This is a genomic window from Enterobacter sp. MEB024 (genome assembly GCF_030209635.1).
In the GTDB taxonomy this organism is placed as follows: domain Bacteria; phylum Pseudomonadota; class Gammaproteobacteria; order Enterobacterales; family Enterobacteriaceae; genus Enterobacter; species Enterobacter ludwigii.
Map to the genome: position 1 here is coordinate 71531 of NZ_JARVRQ010000013.1, position 15026 is coordinate 86556.

18 protein-coding genes are annotated in these 15026 nt (G+C 56.3%); 5 read left to right on the forward strand and 13 right to left on the reverse strand.

Going from position 1 to position 15026, the window contains the following annotated elements; genetic code table 11:
* Position 1: 1 nt before the first annotated feature.
* The 11 genes from QRN24_RS18720 to QRN24_RS18770 all read right to left on the reverse strand — a co-directional run bounded on the left by QRN24_RS18720 (position 2) and on the right by QRN24_RS18770 (position 8968).
* Positions 2-1693, reverse strand: coding sequence for a glycosyltransferase family 2 protein (locus QRN24_RS18720; RefSeq protein ID WP_032679153.1), 1692 nt, complete (start codon positions 1691-1693; stop codon positions 2-4).
* A complete protein-coding gene (locus QRN24_RS18725) occupies positions 1684-2037 on the reverse strand; it encodes an ApeI family dehydratase (RefSeq protein WP_032679152.1) in 354 nt (117 codons plus the stop codon). The genes QRN24_RS18720 and QRN24_RS18725 overlap by 10 nt, the downstream gene beginning before the upstream one ends.
* Positions 2024-3385, reverse strand: coding sequence for a class I adenylate-forming enzyme family protein (locus tag QRN24_RS18730; protein WP_284942963.1), 1362 nt, complete (start codon positions 3383-3385; stop codon positions 2024-2026). The genes QRN24_RS18725 and QRN24_RS18730 overlap by 14 nt, the downstream gene beginning before the upstream one ends.
* Positions 3378-3965, reverse strand: coding sequence for a COG4648 family protein (locus tag QRN24_RS18735; protein WP_032679150.1), 588 nt, complete (start codon positions 3963-3965; stop codon positions 3378-3380). Before QRN24_RS18735 ends, QRN24_RS18730 begins: the two co-directional genes overlap by 8 nt.
* 6 nt (positions 3966-3971) lie before the next feature.
* Positions 3972-4223: an acyl carrier protein gene (locus QRN24_RS18740; protein ID WP_014172033.1), complete on the reverse strand. Its 252-nt coding sequence runs from the start codon at positions 4221-4223 to the stop codon at positions 3972-3974.
* A gap of 13 nt (positions 4224-4236) precedes the next feature.
* The gene (locus QRN24_RS18745) at positions 4237-4494 is read right to left on the reverse strand and encodes a phosphopantetheine-binding protein (protein ID WP_020884530.1); all 258 of its coding nucleotides are present in this window, start codon (positions 4492-4494) and stop codon (positions 4237-4239) included.
* A complete protein-coding gene (locus tag QRN24_RS18750) occupies positions 4475-5290 on the reverse strand; it encodes a lysophospholipid acyltransferase family protein (protein ID WP_025202835.1) in 816 nt (271 codons plus the stop codon). Before QRN24_RS18750 ends, QRN24_RS18745 begins: the two co-directional genes overlap by 20 nt.
* Positions 5287-6009 carry a beta-ketoacyl synthase chain length factor gene (locus QRN24_RS18755; protein WP_032679149.1) on the reverse strand — a complete coding sequence of 241 codons (723 nt, stop codon included), beginning with the start codon at positions 6007-6009 and terminating at the stop codon, positions 5287-5289. Before QRN24_RS18755 ends, QRN24_RS18750 begins: the two co-directional genes overlap by 4 nt.
* 64 nt (positions 6010-6073) lie before the next feature.
* The gene (locus QRN24_RS18760; protein WP_032679148.1) at positions 6074-7138 is read right to left on the reverse strand and encodes a methyltransferase; all 1065 of its coding nucleotides are present in this window, start codon (positions 7136-7138) and stop codon (positions 6074-6076) included.
* A gap of 67 nt (positions 7139-7205) precedes the next feature.
* Positions 7206-7595 (reverse strand): LptM family lipoprotein, encoded by a 390-nt coding sequence (locus QRN24_RS18765; RefSeq protein ID WP_032679147.1) that lies wholly within the window; start codon positions 7593-7595, stop codon positions 7206-7208.
* A gap of 323 nt (positions 7596-7918) precedes the next feature.
* Positions 7919-8968, reverse strand: coding sequence for an AI-2E family transporter (locus QRN24_RS18770; RefSeq protein WP_014172027.1), 1050 nt, complete (start codon positions 8966-8968; stop codon positions 7919-7921).
* Positions 8969-9112: 144 nt separating this feature from the next.
* Between QRN24_RS18770 and QRN24_RS18775 the strand changes: the two genes are divergently transcribed.
* Positions 9113-10330 (forward strand): MFS transporter, encoded by a 1218-nt coding sequence (locus QRN24_RS18775; protein WP_032679146.1) that lies wholly within the window; start codon positions 9113-9115, stop codon positions 10328-10330.
* 4 nt (positions 10331-10334) lie between these two features.
* Here QRN24_RS18775 and QRN24_RS18780 read toward each other — a convergent pair whose 3' ends face one another.
* Positions 10335-10892 carry a DcrB family lipoprotein gene (locus tag QRN24_RS18780; protein ID WP_014172025.1) on the reverse strand — a complete coding sequence of 186 codons (558 nt, stop codon included), beginning with the start codon at positions 10890-10892 and terminating at the stop codon, positions 10335-10337.
* A 72-nt stretch (positions 10893-10964) separates the two neighbouring features.
* A complete protein-coding gene (locus QRN24_RS18785) occupies positions 10965-11630 on the reverse strand; it encodes a 7-cyano-7-deazaguanine/7-aminomethyl-7-deazaguanine transporter (RefSeq protein WP_020884536.1) in 666 nt (221 codons plus the stop codon).
* A gap of 166 nt (positions 11631-11796) precedes the next feature.
* Between QRN24_RS18785 and tusA the strand changes: the two genes are divergently transcribed.
* The 4 genes from tusA to QRN24_RS18805 all read left to right on the forward strand — a co-directional run bounded on the left by tusA (position 11797) and on the right by QRN24_RS18805 (position 15020).
* Entirely contained in the window at positions 11797-12039 is a 243-nt protein-coding gene (tusA, locus tag QRN24_RS18790) for a sulfurtransferase TusA (RefSeq protein WP_020884537.1), read from the forward strand.
* A 191-nt stretch (positions 12040-12230) separates the two neighbouring features.
* Complete coding sequence (locus QRN24_RS18795) at positions 12231-13202, forward strand: TRAP transporter substrate-binding protein (protein WP_032679145.1); 972 nt, start codon at positions 12231-12233, stop codon at positions 13200-13202.
* Positions 13203-13213: 11 nt separating this feature from the next.
* A complete protein-coding gene (locus QRN24_RS18800) occupies positions 13214-13723 on the forward strand; it encodes a TRAP transporter small permease (RefSeq protein ID WP_032679144.1) in 510 nt (169 codons plus the stop codon).
* 10 nt (positions 13724-13733) lie between these two features.
* Entirely contained in the window at positions 13734-15020 is a 1287-nt protein-coding gene (locus QRN24_RS18805) for a TRAP transporter large permease (RefSeq protein WP_014172020.1), read from the forward strand.
* Positions 15021-15026 lie beyond the last annotated feature (6 nt).

Consider the following 15026-nt stretch of genomic DNA (forward strand, 5'->3'; position numbering starts at 1 on the left):
TTTACTCCTTCTCTTTGGCATCCGGCAGGTGCCAGAAATCGAAAAAATTAAACCAGTCGAGCGGTGACATTAAGGCGTAATGCTCAAGCCGCTGTGCATAGCGATCGACGGCCTGTTGCAGCGCCTGCTGGCGCTCCCCGCGTGGCAGAAGCAGCGGGTCGGCAAACGGTTCGCAGTGTATCGTGAGCGCACCCTGCTGACGCAGGGCGTAAATCAGCACTACCGGGCAGCGCAGAATGGAGGCGAGAATAAACGGCCCTTGCGGGAACGGGGCGGGCTGTCCCATAAACGAACTCCAGATCACCCGCCAGTCGCCGCCGCGCTGTGGCGTGACCGCTATGCGATCGCCCACAATGGCGACCCATTCACCGCGCTCAAGCTTCTCTTTGATGGCGATAGCGGTATCCGGCCCAATGTCCGTCACGGGCATCAGGTTAACCCCCGCCTGGGGTGCCATCTCGGTCATGATCTGTTTAAAGCGCTGCGCGTTATCGCTAAAGACCAGCGCGTTGATGACTTTGCTGCCTTCCAGCTGAACCAGTGCCCGGCAGGCTTCCACATCGCCAAGATGCGATGCGAGCAGCAGTTTGCCTTGCGATGCGTCAGCATCCAGCACGTCATATGCACCGGGAGCAAAGACCACGTCACGATGAAACTTCAGTTCGCCGCGCCAGCTGGCGACTTTATCCAGCATGGCGTTACCGAAGCGCATAAAATGGAAAAAGCTGTTAAGGCGTGGCGGAACAGGCATGTTCCGCTGCGTCAGCACCTGCTTCACTCGTGCTGTCCACTGCTGTGAAGCCTGTCGCGCCGGTCGGGCCGTAAGCCAGTACACCGCGATAACCGGCCACAGCAGCACGGTAAAGGCCCGGCGGCCAAACAGCTGCCAGACGCGCAGCATCAGGCGCATTCCCCACAGGCCTTTCACCTCGTCCTGCTGCGCCCAGTGCTGGCGGCGACGACGAAACAGCAGGGCGGGAATGCGGGGCAGCATGCCGAAGAACAGCCGGGTGTGCATCAGCGAGATCCGCACGTTGTCTTTGAGCGCGTCGAAATGGGATAACCCGTCCGGCGGATAGGTAACGCGGGTCGGCAGAAAATAGCTGGTATTGCCCTGCCAGTAGAGACGGACCATCACTTCGGTGTCAAAGTCCATACGTTTGCCAAGCGGCACGCGTGCGGCCAGCTGCAGCGTGGGCGAGACCGGGTAGACCCGAAAACCGCACATGCTGTCTTTAAGTTGCAGGGACAGGGTTTCAATCCATACCCAGACGTGTGTTATCCAGCGACCGTAGAGGCGGGAGCGCGGAATGGAATCATCGTAAATGGGCTGGCCAGATATCAGCGCCTCCGGGTGACGCTCAGCCAGAGCCAGCATTTTGGGGATATCCTCAATAGCATGCTGGCCGTCGGCATCCACCTGTACGGCGTGGGTATAGCCCGCGCGGGCCGACTCTTCCAGCCCCTTAATGACCGCGGCACCTTTACCTGCGTTTTGCGCCAGACGTACCAGCGTAATCTGGGGCTGCCCGGCGGCCAGACGCTCCAGAATGCGGCGCGTCTGCTCGTCACTTCCGTCATCGACCACCAGGCAGGGCAAGCCGAACGGCGCCAGCCGCGACAGTACCTTTGCCATCATCGCGCCATGGTTGTAGCACGGGATCAGCACGCAGGGGCGGAAGGTTACTGACACAGGCGAATCTTCCCGCTGCTGGCAGTATGGCGATCGTCACCGGCATGGCGCTGGTAGCTGAAGGTCAGTATCTGACGTTCGGCATGCCAGTTAAGGACCAGCGTGACCGTGGTATCCGGCAGCAGAGGGGCCTGGAATTTCACATTTTGGATGCTGTGAAAACGGTAACCCGGTGCCAGCAGCGTGGTGGCGTAGTGCATGACCCAGTCAATCTGTGCCACACCTGGCAGCAACGGCTGTACGGCAAAATGCCCCTGGAACCAGAACAGGGAGGGGTCAATATGCAAAACGATTTCCAGGTGCTGCGGCTGTGCCTGGTGGCGTTCGATTTCATGAATTTTCATGAAACAACTCCTGTAACTGCGCATAGACACGCTTATTCATACTGTTTACCGGCATCTCATCGATAATGCGCCAGTAGCGGGGGACGGCGACCGGCTCAAGCCAGGGCCGCAGGGCGCGGCGCCAGGCCAGTTCCTGCGTTTTTTTGCCCTGCTGATGCCAGCGCTGACGGGTCTTCTCATCCAGAACCAGCAGGACACCTATACCCTGACGACCTCCGCGGGTAACCGGTAACGCTGCGGCTTCACATATGCCCTCAAGCTCCAGCAGGCGACGTTCAATCTCGTTCAGTGAGATACGCTTTTCTTCGATTTTGACCACCCGACCACGACGTCCGGCAATGCTAAAAAAACCGTTACTGTCGAAGTGCAGGATATCGTCCAGCTGTAACCCTGCGGCTTCGTGAATGAGCGGGGAGGTCACGCGGCAGATTTCCCCTTCACTCTGGAACACCACACCGGGGAAGGCGAACCAGGGTACGCTGTCCGCCTGACGGTGCCGCCAGGCGAGGATCCCGGTTTCGGTGCTGCCATAGATTTCATCCGGCCAGACGTTAAGCCAGCCATGGGTCTCCGTGACATCGCACCAGGGCAGCATTCCCCCAGCGGAGATCAGCATCACGACGGGAGGGGCAGTCAGCTCGGTATCCAGCCGTTTCAGGAACGCCGGACTGCTGATAAAAAGGTACTGCCTGTCGTGAGGGAGTGCCGCCAGCTGCTCAGCGTAATAAAGCATGGCGGCGTGCAGCGGAAGCCCCATCGCCATTGGCAACATGATGCGGAACGTCAGGCCATAGAGATGTTGTGGTACGACCGAGGCCACAATGCTGCAGCCCGCCAGGCGTTCGCCAAAACGGTTCGCCAGCAGGCATGCTTCACGGTCCAGGCTGGTGATGTGCTTAATGACCCGGCGTGGGGTGCCCGTGGAGCCCGAGGTAAAAAGCTCAACAAAGCGCGCGTCGTCAATGACGGACAACGGTGCCCATTGGCGCACGGTCTGGGAGGAGGAGGTCACCACAATGACCTTTCCCTGAATATCCAGCGTCTTATCGCTCAGGACACCGCTAAACAGCGACTGCTGTTCGTCGAGCAGAGAGACCCGGCTATGGCCTGGAATGACCGGGGTTTTACCGGCATGCAGCGAGGCCAGCAGCGCAACAATAAACAGGTAGCTGTTTTCAAAGCACAGCGCCCAGCGTTCACCCTCCTGCTGTCGCAATGCTTCTACCAGCAAGGTGACATCGTGGCGCAACTCACCCAGCGTCCAGGTGCGATCGTCAAGCCAGGCGATCGGCATGTCGTCAGGGCGTGGAGCATTTAACCACTGGCCCAGCGGGAGGGGTTTATTCATCGAGCTTCTCTTTTTTCATCACCCGTTGACGCACCAGCCACTCTGTCGCCATCATCGTGCCCATCAGAAAATAAGCCACCATACCGTTCCACACTGTCCAGACATGCATATCGCCGTGTAGCACGGTAAACAGGGCTATCGCACCGTTACCGAGGAAAAACCCGCACCACACCAGCGTCACCTTACGGGTATATCGCACACCCGCCGGAGGCAAATTCGGTTCACGCAGACGTGCCAGCCGTTCAACCAGCGGCATGGTTGTCCACAGTGAGCCGCCAAACACGGCCAGCATCACGAGATTAACCACCACCGGATAGAGCAGCAGCCACTGGTGCGCTTTCAGCAGATAGCTTGCCGCGCAGAGCGCCAGGCCTGCCAGCGCAATGCACTGCACCACATACCGCATCGGGCCTGCGTTTCGCCGCGCCTGATGCAGACGCAGCACCAGCACCAGGGCCATCAGCGGCAACAGCCAGTGCAGACCGTTGTGCGTCAGCCCCAATCCAATCAGGAATGGCCACGCCAGCAACACGACTCCCGTCAGGAGTGGGATCGCCGGAAACGCTCGTCCTCCAGGCACGGTGGTTTACTCGTCGCGCAAAAGCTGAGCGACAGCGTCAACCACATCCTGCACGGTACGGACAGATTTGAAGGTTTCCGGTTTGATTTTCGTCCCCGTTTTCTTCTGCAGGTGAACAATCATGTCCACTGCATCGATACTGTCCAGATCCAGATCTTCGTACAGGCGAGCCTCAGGCGTGATTTCCTGTGGGTCGAGTTCAAACAGCGTAGCCAGGAGTTCGCAGACTTCCTGATAAATGGTTTCTTGTTCAGTCATAACGGATCACATCTCAGGCGCGTTGAGCGTTGATAAAAGAAGCCAGCGTGGCGACGGAAAAGAAGTGCTGACGCATCTCTTCGCTTTCGGCAGACAGCACCACGCCATACTGGTTTTTCACGGCCAGGCCAAGTTCGAGGGCGTCGATAGAGTCGAGGCCCAGTCCATCACCAAACAGCGCAGCATCGGTATCGATATCCTCGGCGGTAAGCTCGTCCAGATTCAGCGTAGTGATGATGAGATTTTTAATTTCAAGATGAAGCGCTTGCATCATTAATTCCTGACAAAGATTGAAGGCCTGATGTTAATCGATGCTGCAGATGCCGGTTTAACTGCCTTGCCGCCAGTGCCGGTTCTTGTGTCTTCGCATCGTAAAAAGCGTCGATATTCACGCGATCGCGAACATCTACGGTGAAAACAGGTTTTACGGGCGGTACGTCGTACCAGTGACTTTTTTTATCCAGCAGAGGTTCGCTGCAGTGGATCACCACGATGCGCAGGTCGCTGTGGCAGCGCACGGCAATATTTGCCGCGCCGCGCTGGAGGGAAATTGCCTCTCCCGACCGGGTTCGTGTGCCCTCCGGAAAGATTAACAGCGTGTCGCCCTGGGCCAGACGCTGCTGGCTTGCACTGAGGAGCGTTTCCGCTTCGCTGTTAATCAGGTAATCCGCTGCGCGAATGACGCCGCTGACAAAGGGATTGCGAAGCAACGCACTTTTCACCAGACAGTCGGTTTCGGGCATGACGGACGCCAGGATCACGTAATCAATCAGCGTCGGGTGATTGGCCACCACCAGACAACCGCGATCCCCGCGAAGGGCGTCAAGATTGTGAATGCGATAGTCCAGTACCCCGGTGCCACGGGCGACATGTAAGAAAAAGCGGAAGCTGGCCGCGATACTGCGACGCGCCAGGCGACGGCGTCTGGCGCGGTCGCGCTGAACCAGCAACAGCAGATTGAACCACACCAGCGACAGCAGCAACCCGCCCGTGCCAAACAGCACGAAGCAGAAGCCGGTCATCATCAGACGCCATAACCAGTTGATACGGGCAGTCAGGCGGCTCATTCGCGTGTCCATTGCCACAGCAGACGTTCGCCTGAAACCACAAACTGCCGTTCATCGCGGAGGTAACGTTGCAGGAACATCAGGCTCTGCGGCAGGGGAGGTTCTTCACCCGTGCTGCCGCTGTGGGTTTCACACTGCAGTGTGCTCCCGGCTTCAATCACCAGGGCCAGCGCGTAGGGCCAGGTGGGCATCTGCGGCGGTAAACCCGGATGATAAAAATCGGGCAGGGCGCCGTCAAAATCGACCAGCAAGACGCGGGAATAGCCCGCCTGAAGCAGGCTCAACACTTCATATAATGCCTGCTGGAAGGTGTCCAGCCCGGCAGAAACAGAAGACGAGACGATGGGGTGTCGCGCAGTGATCGTCAGGTTGCCCACCGCCGAATTGTGCACGGACATGGCAAAGTCTGTCGGCGAGACGGCCTGACCGGTCGCCAGGGAGTGCAGGATGCGGAAATTACGCTCCAGTTCGCCATGACGGCTGGAATAGACAACGGCATCAATCGCGTGGCGGCGAAGCAGGGTGAGTCCGAGGTCTACCGCCAGCTTACTGCCCGAGTTGAGGCGGCGCGCGGTCATCATTGGCAGTTCGGTAAGCTTAGGCAGCGGCGCAGCCGGGTCGAGGGTAAGGTGCTGGCGTGACCACGCCTGCCACTCTGCGGCATCGCTCAGGCCTGGCGCTCTTGCCTGCCAGTCAATTATGTTCAGTGAAAATTTCATCTACGCGCGTCCGCGGAAAACCATCATTAAAAGACAGGCAAGCCTGCCGGGCAGTTCAACTGCTCTATTGTTCAATTTTTTGACAAATCAAAAGGGTATGACCTACCCCAAGGTTGTCCAGCCGCTGTTCTACGTGGAAACCGGCCCGCTCCAGGTAGTGATAAAATTTCTCTACACTGTAAAACCGGCTGTTGCCGTTCGCCATACAGGTGAAATAAAGCGAGGTAGCATTCAGGCTGAATGAGGCGGCTTCAAATTTTTGGGCATCCCAGAACAGTTCCATGATGCACAGTCGCGCGCCGGGCTTCATAACCTGTGCAACGCGAGTCAACATGGCGACAATCTGGTCCGGAGAGAAACAATCCAGGAACTGGCTCATCCACCAGATATCGGCTTCACCCGGCAATGTCGCATGACTAAGCATATCGACAGCATGGAAGCCAATGCGATGAGATAAACCTGCTTTTTCGATGTTTTCCTGCGCCAGCGTTATCTGCTGTGGCAGGTCAAGGATCGTCACGGCAACATTGTCGTCATAGCGGCAGCAGCGTAACGCCCATTTACCCGTATTTCCGCCCACATCGTACAATTTTGTCGGCGAGCTTGCGAATATATATGGCAGCGCCGCGTCGAAAGCGGCATCAGAATAGTAATGATCAAAAGCGAACCAGCTCTCTTTTGTCTGCGCGGGTAATTGTGATAATGCCGGATAGATGGTTGGCCAGTTACCAAACACGGATAATCCCGCCGGTTTTTCTTCCTGCAGGGCATCGGCCAGATGGAATAACCCCTGGTAACAAACATCCTGCGTGAAATCCATATTCACGCGAGTCATGGTGTCATGCAATAAGAAATGGCCCACCTTTGCCAGGAAATAGCGCCCTTCTTTACAGGTAACGATCCGTCCGCTTAATCCCATATCCAGCAATACGCTTACGCTATAACTGCTCAGGGTACTGTTTTCGGTTATTTCCTCGAGACTTGCCCCTGTTTTCCCTTTTTTATCCAGCCAGGAAAGCACGCCCGAATTACGCAGACAACGCGCGGTCTGAAACAGCATCGGCGCAAAAGCGATGCGTTGCGCTTCGGTAATGGCATCCAGCGCGTTGAGGGTGTCCTTTTCGTACATGTGTGCGTAACCTTATGAGGCCGAGAAAAACGTTATCGGGCCATGTCGGCCCGACATGAGGAAAATATTACAGCGCGGCGCCTGCAGAGAGGTTCATCTGAATATCGTGGTCGAGGTTATGAACCCAGCGGTTATAGTTTTTGTGAATTTTACCGTCGGCGGCTTTCAGGTTCATACTGCTTTCGTAATTAATTGAATAGCTTGTCGCAGAATAAGGAATACGGATTTCGACCGAGTGGTCGCGTGCCTGCAGACGGCCTTTAATTACGCCCGGGCCCGCTTCGCTCATGATCCAGTCGCGCTTCTGGCCTGCTTTCAGAATGGCGGTTTTCACCTGCTCTGCGGTGTGGCCTGTACTGACAGTAGCGTGAACCTGATCGATTGGGGCGGTACGCGCGCAACCGGCCAGTGCGCCGACGACAGCAACAGTAGCAAACCATTTAATGATCTTTTTCATCAACAACTCCGTATCAATAATAACAATTTAAATCAGTAATTTTAAAAAATTATATTTTGGCGGGGTATTATCGCTAATGAGGATAATTTTTGTCGATATAAAAGTGGGTATTTATTTTACGTGACGGGAGGTGTAATGCATTGAAATGAAAGGGTGAGAATTATATGCCGTGTAATTTGCGTTAAATAAATATTTGCATGACGATTCATTTATTAGGGCGGGATAAATAACGCGAAATCCTCCTTACCGAAAATGAAAATTACCGCGCGGTGAGCGTCGCGGTAATTTTCGGTGTGTTGCACAGTTACGCGCTGTGGGACCCGTTATCCCGGCAGTCGGCTTTTCGGTCGCCCGGGACCCAACAGGATCGCCAGTTTGCTGCCACCTTTGGTGGTTTCCATCCAGATCTTACACACGCTGGTCAGCGGGACTGACAGTAACATCCCGACCGGCCCCAGCAGCCATCCCCAGATCAGCAACGACAAGAACACCACCAGCGTCGACATTCCGAGACGGTGGCCCATCATGCGCGGCTCAAGGATATTGCCCAGCACCATATGCACGACCAGAAACAGCGCCCCCACCAGCATGCACTCGTAAAAGCCATTGAACAGAAACGCCTGAATCATCGGCGGCACGGCGGAAAGCACCGCGCCGATGTTGGGTACGTAGTTCAGCAGAAACGCCAGTACGCCCCACATCAGCGCGAACTGCACGCCCATCAGCATCAGTCCCAGCCAGACAATCACCCCGGTCCAGACGCTTAACAGCGTTTTCAGGGCCAGATATTTGGACACGCCCTTCAGGGCCCGGTGTAAACCCGCAATATGAATTTGCGGGTTATTCAGCGCAAAGCGCAGCTTATAAGGAACATGGCGGACCTCGAACAGCATAAACACCACCGTCATCACCAGCAGCAGGATGCTGGCCATCGCGCCGGAAAGGCCGGTCATCAGGGTGGTGGCGTAGGTCATGACCTTCTCTGAATCCATGCGGCGTAACATCCGCTCGGGTGAGATATGCAGGTTAAGAAAAGGCATCATCTCCTGAAGCGAAACGATCTTACGCGTCAGCTCTTTGTTGTACTGCGGAAGCATGGTGGAGAATTCACTGAGCGACGCCGCCAGCACGCCGAAAAGCGCCGTCAGGGCAATCATCATCACGATGACCACGATAGTAATGGCCACCGGACGGCTGATGCCCCGGCGCAAAAACCAGGTCACCAGCGGATTAAGCACAATGGCAAAAAAGAGCGCCAGCAGGAGCTGGACAATGATGTCAGCGGCAGCATGGATACCTGCGAGGATAACCACCAGGCAGGCGAGTTTTAATAAGATGTGAAGTCCTGCTTTGTCGGACTGGTTCGGTATCATGCGGGTTCCTTAATGTGATAGCCCGTTAAGTGTAGTGCCCGGTGGCCGCTTCGTCTGGAGCCGATAATCTGAAAGTCAGTGCTGATTTTCTTATCCTGCCGTGGTAATAGTGAAACACTGTTGTAAAAATTCAGGTTAAACCCCATGCCAGAGCATGCCGCCGAACCGGCGCTGAGCGGATTGCGCCTCAATCTGCGCATTGTTTCCGTTGTGATTTTTAACTTCGCCAGTTATCTGACGATTGGCCTGCCGCTGGCGGTGTTGCCGGGCTATGTCCATGACGTCATGGGTTTTAGCGCATTCTGGGCGGGGCTGGTCATCAGCCTGCAGTATTTCGCCACGCTCCTGAGCCGCCCGCATGCCGGGCGCTATGCGGATCTGTTTGGGCCAAAGCGCATCGTCATTGTCGGGCTCTGCGGCTGTTTTCTGAGTGGTCTGGGCTACCTGCTGGCCGCCACCACCAGCCACTGGCCGCTGGCCAGCCTGGCGCTGCTCTGTCTGGGGCGAGTGATTCTGGGTATCGGACAAAGTCTGGCGGGCACCGGTTCGACGCTGTGGGGCGTGGGTGTGGTGGGTGCGTCCCATATTGGCCGGGTGATCTCGTGGAACGGTATCGTCACCTACGGCGCAATGGCGCTGGGCGCACCGCTGGGGGTGATCTGTTATGCCTATGGCGGGCTATCCGGGCTGGCTATCACCATTATGGTCGTCGCGCTGCTCGCGATTCTGTTTGCCCTGCCGCGCCCGAAGGTGAAGGCCAGCAAAGGCAAGCCACTGCCATTCAGGGCGGTGCTGGGGCGCGTCTGGCCTTATGGTATGGCGCTGGCGCTGGCAACCACCGGCTTCGGCGTGATCGCCACGTTCATTACTCTCTTCTATGACGCCAAAGGCTGGGACGGCGCAGCCTTTGCCCTGACGCTGTTTAGCTGTGCGTTTGTCGGCGCGCGTTTGCTCTTCCCGAACGGTATCAACCGTCTGGGGGGACTGAATGTGGCGTTGATCTGCTTTGCGGTAGAGATTGTCGGGCTGGTGTTGACCGGGATTGCCACCGCACCGTGGATGGCGAAAATGGGCGTTTTCCTCGCCGGCGCTGGCTTTTCGCTGGTCTTCCCGGCACTCGGCGTGGTCGCGGTAAAAGCCGTGCCACAGCAGAACCAGGGGTCGGCGCTGGCGACCTACACGGTGTTTATGGACATGTCGCTGGGCATTACCGGGCCGCTGGCAGGGCTGGTGATGGCGTGGGCAGGGGTACCGGTAATCTATCTTGCCGCGGCGGGTCTGGTGGTTATCGCATTGATGCTGACATGGCGGCTAAAAAAATGGCCCCCGGTGCAGGCACCGGAGGCCACGTCATCATCGTGAAGAATTACTGGATCACGATGGTGTTAATGATGTTTTCAGCAGCTGTCTGCGCTTTCTGCTGATTTTCCGCCGGCAGAGTGATCTGCAGGGTCAGCAGTTTGTTATCGACCTTGCCAAGCACCACGGAAGAGTAAGCGGTCTGGCCTTTTGCTGAAATGATGCTGTCCAGCTGTTGCAGCGTGTGGCCTTTCAGTTCGATAGATTTATTGGTCACGACCTGCAGCTGCGGATCGCGGCTGCGCTGCTGATCTTCCAGACGTTTGGTCATGACGGCCAGGTCTTCGCTGGTGTCGTCGCCCACAATCACAATAACGGCTTTCTGCCCGGTTGCATCGGAGTAAACGTGCATATTGTTCGCCTGGGTACCCAGCTTGCCGCTCTGGTCAGTCATATCTGCCGGCAGAGAGAAACTGAGTTTACCGTCCAGCAGACTCACCGGCTGACCGGTGGCGTTGCTCTCTGCAGACGCGCCCTGAGCAGGCGTTTTCGTGTCGCTGTTATCACAGGCTGCAAGGCCCACAACCAGCAGGCCAATCCCGACATATTTAACCAGATTGCGCATTAACTTCTTCCTTTCGATAAACGGCCATAACGGCTGATTGGCTCATCTTATCACAACTGATAAAGCGAACCCTTAACCAGCCTGCAATGCTGTGATTTCAGATTTATCTGCGAGTCTTTTCAGCAGCATATTCAGCAGGACGCCGTACATCGGCAGGAAGAACACAATGCTGATAAGCACCTTGAAGCAGTAGTCCACAAGGGCGATTTCCATCCAGTGCTGGGCCATAAATGCGTCCGGGCTACGCCAGAATGCGATAAAGAAGAAGGCCAGCGTGTCGCTGACGTTGCCAAACAGCGTGGACGCCGTGGGTGCCATCCACCAGCGATGATTTTGACGCAGGCGGTTAAACACGTGAACGTCGAGGATCTGCCCCAGCGCGTAGGCCATAAAGCTGGCGGAGGCGATACGGGCGACAAACAGGTTGAAGTGCGTTAACGCCTCGAACCCCTGCCAGCTTCCCATATAAAACAGGGAAGAGATCACGTACGAAATGAACAGCGCCGGCAGCATGACCGCGAAAATAATGCGGCGAGCCAGCGGTGCGCCGAAAATACGCACGGTCAAATCAGTGGCGAGAAAAATAAACGGGAAACTGAACGCGCCCCACGTGGTATGAAAACCAAAGATGGAGATCGGGAGTTGCACCAGATAGTTGCTGGAGGTAATCACCAGCAAATGAAAAAGCGAAAGCCAGAACAACGCTTTAACGCGCTGCGAATCAGAAAACTGCATCATGTTGTAACCTTTTTATACGTTGGGGTGAGGGAACCCAATAAAAACCGCAGCATGATACTGCTTTGGCCGGACATTGCAATGGTTAGTTTTTACGCAATCGTTAACCTGGTTGCATTGCCGACGATGGGGCGTAAACTACAGCCGTTTTTACCTGACCGAGAAGAACATGACCGATCTGTTTTCCAGCCCAGACCACACCCTTGATGCTCAGGGCCTTCGCTGCCCGGAGCCGGTAATGATGGTACGTAAAACCGTGCGCAACATGCAGACCGGTGAGACGCTGCTGATCATCGCCGACGACCCCGCCACCACCCGCGACATTCCCGGTTTTTGTACCTTTATGGAACATGAGCTGGTGGCACAGCAGACCGAAACGCTGCCGTACCGGTATGTGATCCGCAAGGGGTAAATGCGGCCTGATGGCCTCACCCCGACCCTCTCCCACAAGGAGAGGGAGAAAACCTTTCTAAACCATCGTTTCAAAATTTCACGCTTTTGTGAGGCGCTTCACCCCCGCTTTTCCGGCCGTAGTCTAGTTTTTAAGCGTACAAAAATAAAACACTGTTTTAACGCTTATCTCACTACCCTGGAGTTGACCCGATGAAAACGACCCTCAAGCCGTTACTGGCCGCCCTGTGCCTCTCCGCTTTTACCTGCTCCGTCGCTGCGCAAACCATCAAAGCCGCCGATGTGCACCCTGAAGGCTACCCGAACGTGGTGGCGGTTCAGCAAATGGGTGAAAAACTCAAACAACAAACCGACGGCAAGCTGGAGATTAAGGTCTTCCCCGGCGGCGTGCTGGGGGATGAAAAACAGATGATTGAGCAGGCGCAGATGGGGGCGATCGATATGATCCGCGTCTCGATGGCGCCGGTGGCGGCCATCCTGCCCGATATCGAAGTCTTCACGCTGCCCTACGTTTTCCGCGATGAAGACCACATGCACAAAGTGATCGACGGGGATATCGGCAAGCAAATTGGCGATAAGCTAACTGCCAACCCGAAATCACGACTGGTGTTCCTCGGCTGGATGGACTCCGGCACCCGCAACCTGATCACCAAAGATCCGATTGTTAAACCCGACGATCTGAAAGGGAAGAAAATCCGCGTACAGGGCAGTCCGGTGGCGCTGGCGACGCTGAAAGATATGGGCGCTAACGCGGTGGCAATGGGGGTAAGCGAAGTTTACAGCGGAATGCAAACCGGCGTGATTGACGGCGCGGAGAATAATCCACCGACCTATGTCGCGCATAACTATATGCCAGTCGCCAAAAACTACACCCTCAGCGGCCACTTTATCACCCCGGAAATGCTGCTCTACTCAAAAGTGAAGTGGGACAAACTCAGCGCCGACGAGCAGAAAAAGATCCTGACCCTGGCCCGTGAAGCCCAGTTTGAACAACGTAAGTTGTGGGAAGCCTATAACGCCCAGGCGCTGGAAAAAATGAAGGCTGGCGGGGTGCAGTTCCACGAGATCGACAAAACGGTATTTATCAAAGCCACAGAGCCGGTGCGCGCCCAGTATGGCGAAAAGCATCAGGATCTGATGAAAGCCATCGCTGACGTCAAGTAACCGGAGTACGTATGTCCGAACTCTATCTGAAGTGGATGGACCGTCTCTACCTGCTGGCGATGGCCGTGGCGGGCATTTCGCTGCTGGTGATGACGATTGTGATCCCCATCGGCATTTTTTCGCGCTATGTGCTTAACCGCGGTGAATCCTGGCCGGAGCCGGTTGCCATCATCTGCATGGTGACCTTCACCTTTATCGGCGCGGCGGTCAGCTACCGTGCCGGTTCGCACATTGCGGTGAATATGCTCACCGACCGGCTGCCCGGGCCGTTAAAATCCGTCTGCGCACGGGCCGTTGATCTGCTGATGCTGCTGATTGCTGGCCTGATGTTCTGGTACAGCTACTGGCTGTGCGTCGAACTCTGGGAGCAACCGGTCGCCGAATTTCCGGTCATGACCTCCGGCGAGAGCTATCTGCCGCTGCCGGTGGGCTCTGCCGTTCTGATCCTGTTTGTGATTGAGCGCCTGCTGTTTGGCTCGCAGGAAAACCGTCCCGTCGTGCTGATCGGCAACCACAGTTAAGGGGTGAACAATGGATGCATTTGTTTTGTTATTCACCCTCGCCATTTTGCTGGCGCTGGGGATGCCGGTGGCCTTTGCCGTCGGGCTAAGCGCCGTCGCGGGCGCATTGTGGATAGATTTACCCCTCGAGGCGCTGATGATTCAGATAACCAGCGGGGTGAATAAATTCACGCTGCTGGCGATCCCCTTCTTTATTCTCGCGGGTGCGATTATGGCGGAAGGGGGGATTGCCCGACGGCTGGTCAATTTCGCCTACGTGTTTGTTGGCTTTATTCGCGGTGGGCTGTCGCTGGTGAATATTGTGGCCTCCACGTTCTTCGGCGCGATTTCCGGCTCGTCGGTGGCGGATACGGCCTCCATTGGCAGCGTAATGATCCCGGAGATGGAGAAGAAGGGCTATCCGCGCGATTATGCGGCGGCGGTGACCGCCAGCGGATCGGTACAGGCGATTTTGATCCCGCCCAGCCACAACTCGGTAATTTATTCCCTCGCGGCAGGCGGAACGGTCTCTATCGCGACGCTGTTTATCGCGGGGGTGCTGCCAGGGCTGCTGCTCGGCGTAAGCCTGATGGCAATGTGTCTGGGCTTTGCCCGCAAACGTGGCTACCCGAAAGGGGAAAAAATTCCCTTTAAGCAGGCGCTGAAAATCACGCTGGACGCGCTGTGGGGGCTGATGACTGTAGTGATTATTCTCGGCGGGATACTGTCCGGGATATTTACCGCAACGGAATCCGCTGCCGTGGCCTGTCTGTGGGCGTTCTTTGTCACCATGTTTATCTACCGGGACTACAAGTGGAACGAGCTGCCGAAGCTGATGTGCAGGACGGTGAAAACCGTCACCATCGTGATGATACTGATTGGCTTTGCGGCGGCGTTTGGCGCGGTGATGACCTACATGCAGCTCCCGAGCCGTATCACCGAGTTCTTCACCTCGCTCTCCGATAACAAGTACGTGATCCTGATGTATCTCAACATCATGCTGCTGCTGATCGGCACGTTAATGGACATGGCACCGATCATCCTGATCCTGACGCCTGTGCTGTTGCCGGTGACCAATTCGCTGGGCATCGATCCGGTGCATTTTGGGATGATCATGATGGTGAACCTGGGGATCGGGCTGATTACGCCGCCGGTCGGTTCGGTGCTGTTTGTGGCGAGCGCGGTAAGTAAACAGAAAATCGAGCATGTGGTGCGCGCGATGCTGCCGTTTTACGGCATGCTGCTGGTGGTGCTGGCGATGGTGACGTACATCCCAGCCATCTCGCTGTGGCTGCCGCGCGTGTTAGGGATGCAGTAACGCCGT

What these genes read in the sequence shown, in the direction of transcription:
- QRN24_RS18725 (WP_032679152.1), bottom strand. Translation starts at nt 2,037, where the DNA reads ATGAAAATTCATGAAATCGAACGCCACCAGGCACAGCCGCAGCACCTG.
- QRN24_RS18730 (WP_284942963.1), bottom strand. Translation starts at nt 3,385, where the DNA reads ATGAATAAACCCCTCCCGCTGGGCCAGTGGTTAAATGCTCCACGCCCT.
- QRN24_RS18740 (WP_014172033.1), bottom strand. Translation starts at nt 4,223, where the DNA reads ATGACTGAACAAGAAACCATTTATCAGGAAGTCTGCGAACTCCTGGCT.
- QRN24_RS18745 (WP_020884530.1), bottom strand. Translation starts at nt 4,494, where the DNA reads ATGCAAGCGCTTCATCTTGAAATTAAAAATCTCATCATCACTACGCTG.
- QRN24_RS18750 (WP_025202835.1), bottom strand. Translation starts at nt 5,290, where the DNA reads ATGAGCCGCCTGACTGCCCGTATCAACTGGTTATGGCGTCTGATGATG.
- QRN24_RS18755 (WP_032679149.1), bottom strand. Translation starts at nt 6,009, where the DNA reads ATGAAATTTTCACTGAACATAATTGACTGGCAGGCAAGAGCGCCAGGC.
- QRN24_RS18760 (WP_032679148.1), bottom strand. Translation starts at nt 7,138, where the DNA reads ATGTACGAAAAGGACACCCTCAACGCGCTGGATGCCATTACCGAAGCG.
- QRN24_RS18765 (WP_032679147.1), bottom strand. Translation starts at nt 7,595, where the DNA reads ATGAAAAAGATCATTAAATGGTTTGCTACTGTTGCTGTCGTCGGCGCA.
- QRN24_RS18770 (WP_014172027.1), bottom strand. Translation starts at nt 8,968, where the DNA reads ATGATACCGAACCAGTCCGACAAAGCAGGACTTCACATCTTATTAAAA.
- QRN24_RS18775 (WP_032679146.1), top strand. Translation starts at nt 9,113, where the DNA reads ATGCCAGAGCATGCCGCCGAACCGGCGCTGAGCGGATTGCGCCTCAAT.
- QRN24_RS18780 (WP_014172025.1), bottom strand. Translation starts at nt 10,892, where the DNA reads ATGCGCAATCTGGTTAAATATGTCGGGATTGGCCTGCTGGTTGTGGGC.
- QRN24_RS18785 (WP_020884536.1), bottom strand. Translation starts at nt 11,630, where the DNA reads ATGATGCAGTTTTCTGATTCGCAGCGCGTTAAAGCGTTGTTCTGGCTT.
- tusA (WP_020884537.1), top strand. Translation starts at nt 11,797, where the DNA reads ATGACCGATCTGTTTTCCAGCCCAGACCACACCCTTGATGCTCAGGGC.
- QRN24_RS18795 (WP_032679145.1), top strand. Translation starts at nt 12,231, where the DNA reads ATGAAAACGACCCTCAAGCCGTTACTGGCCGCCCTGTGCCTCTCCGCT.
- QRN24_RS18800 (WP_032679144.1), top strand. Translation starts at nt 13,214, where the DNA reads ATGTCCGAACTCTATCTGAAGTGGATGGACCGTCTCTACCTGCTGGCG.
- QRN24_RS18805 (WP_014172020.1), top strand. Translation starts at nt 13,734, where the DNA reads ATGGATGCATTTGTTTTGTTATTCACCCTCGCCATTTTGCTGGCGCTG.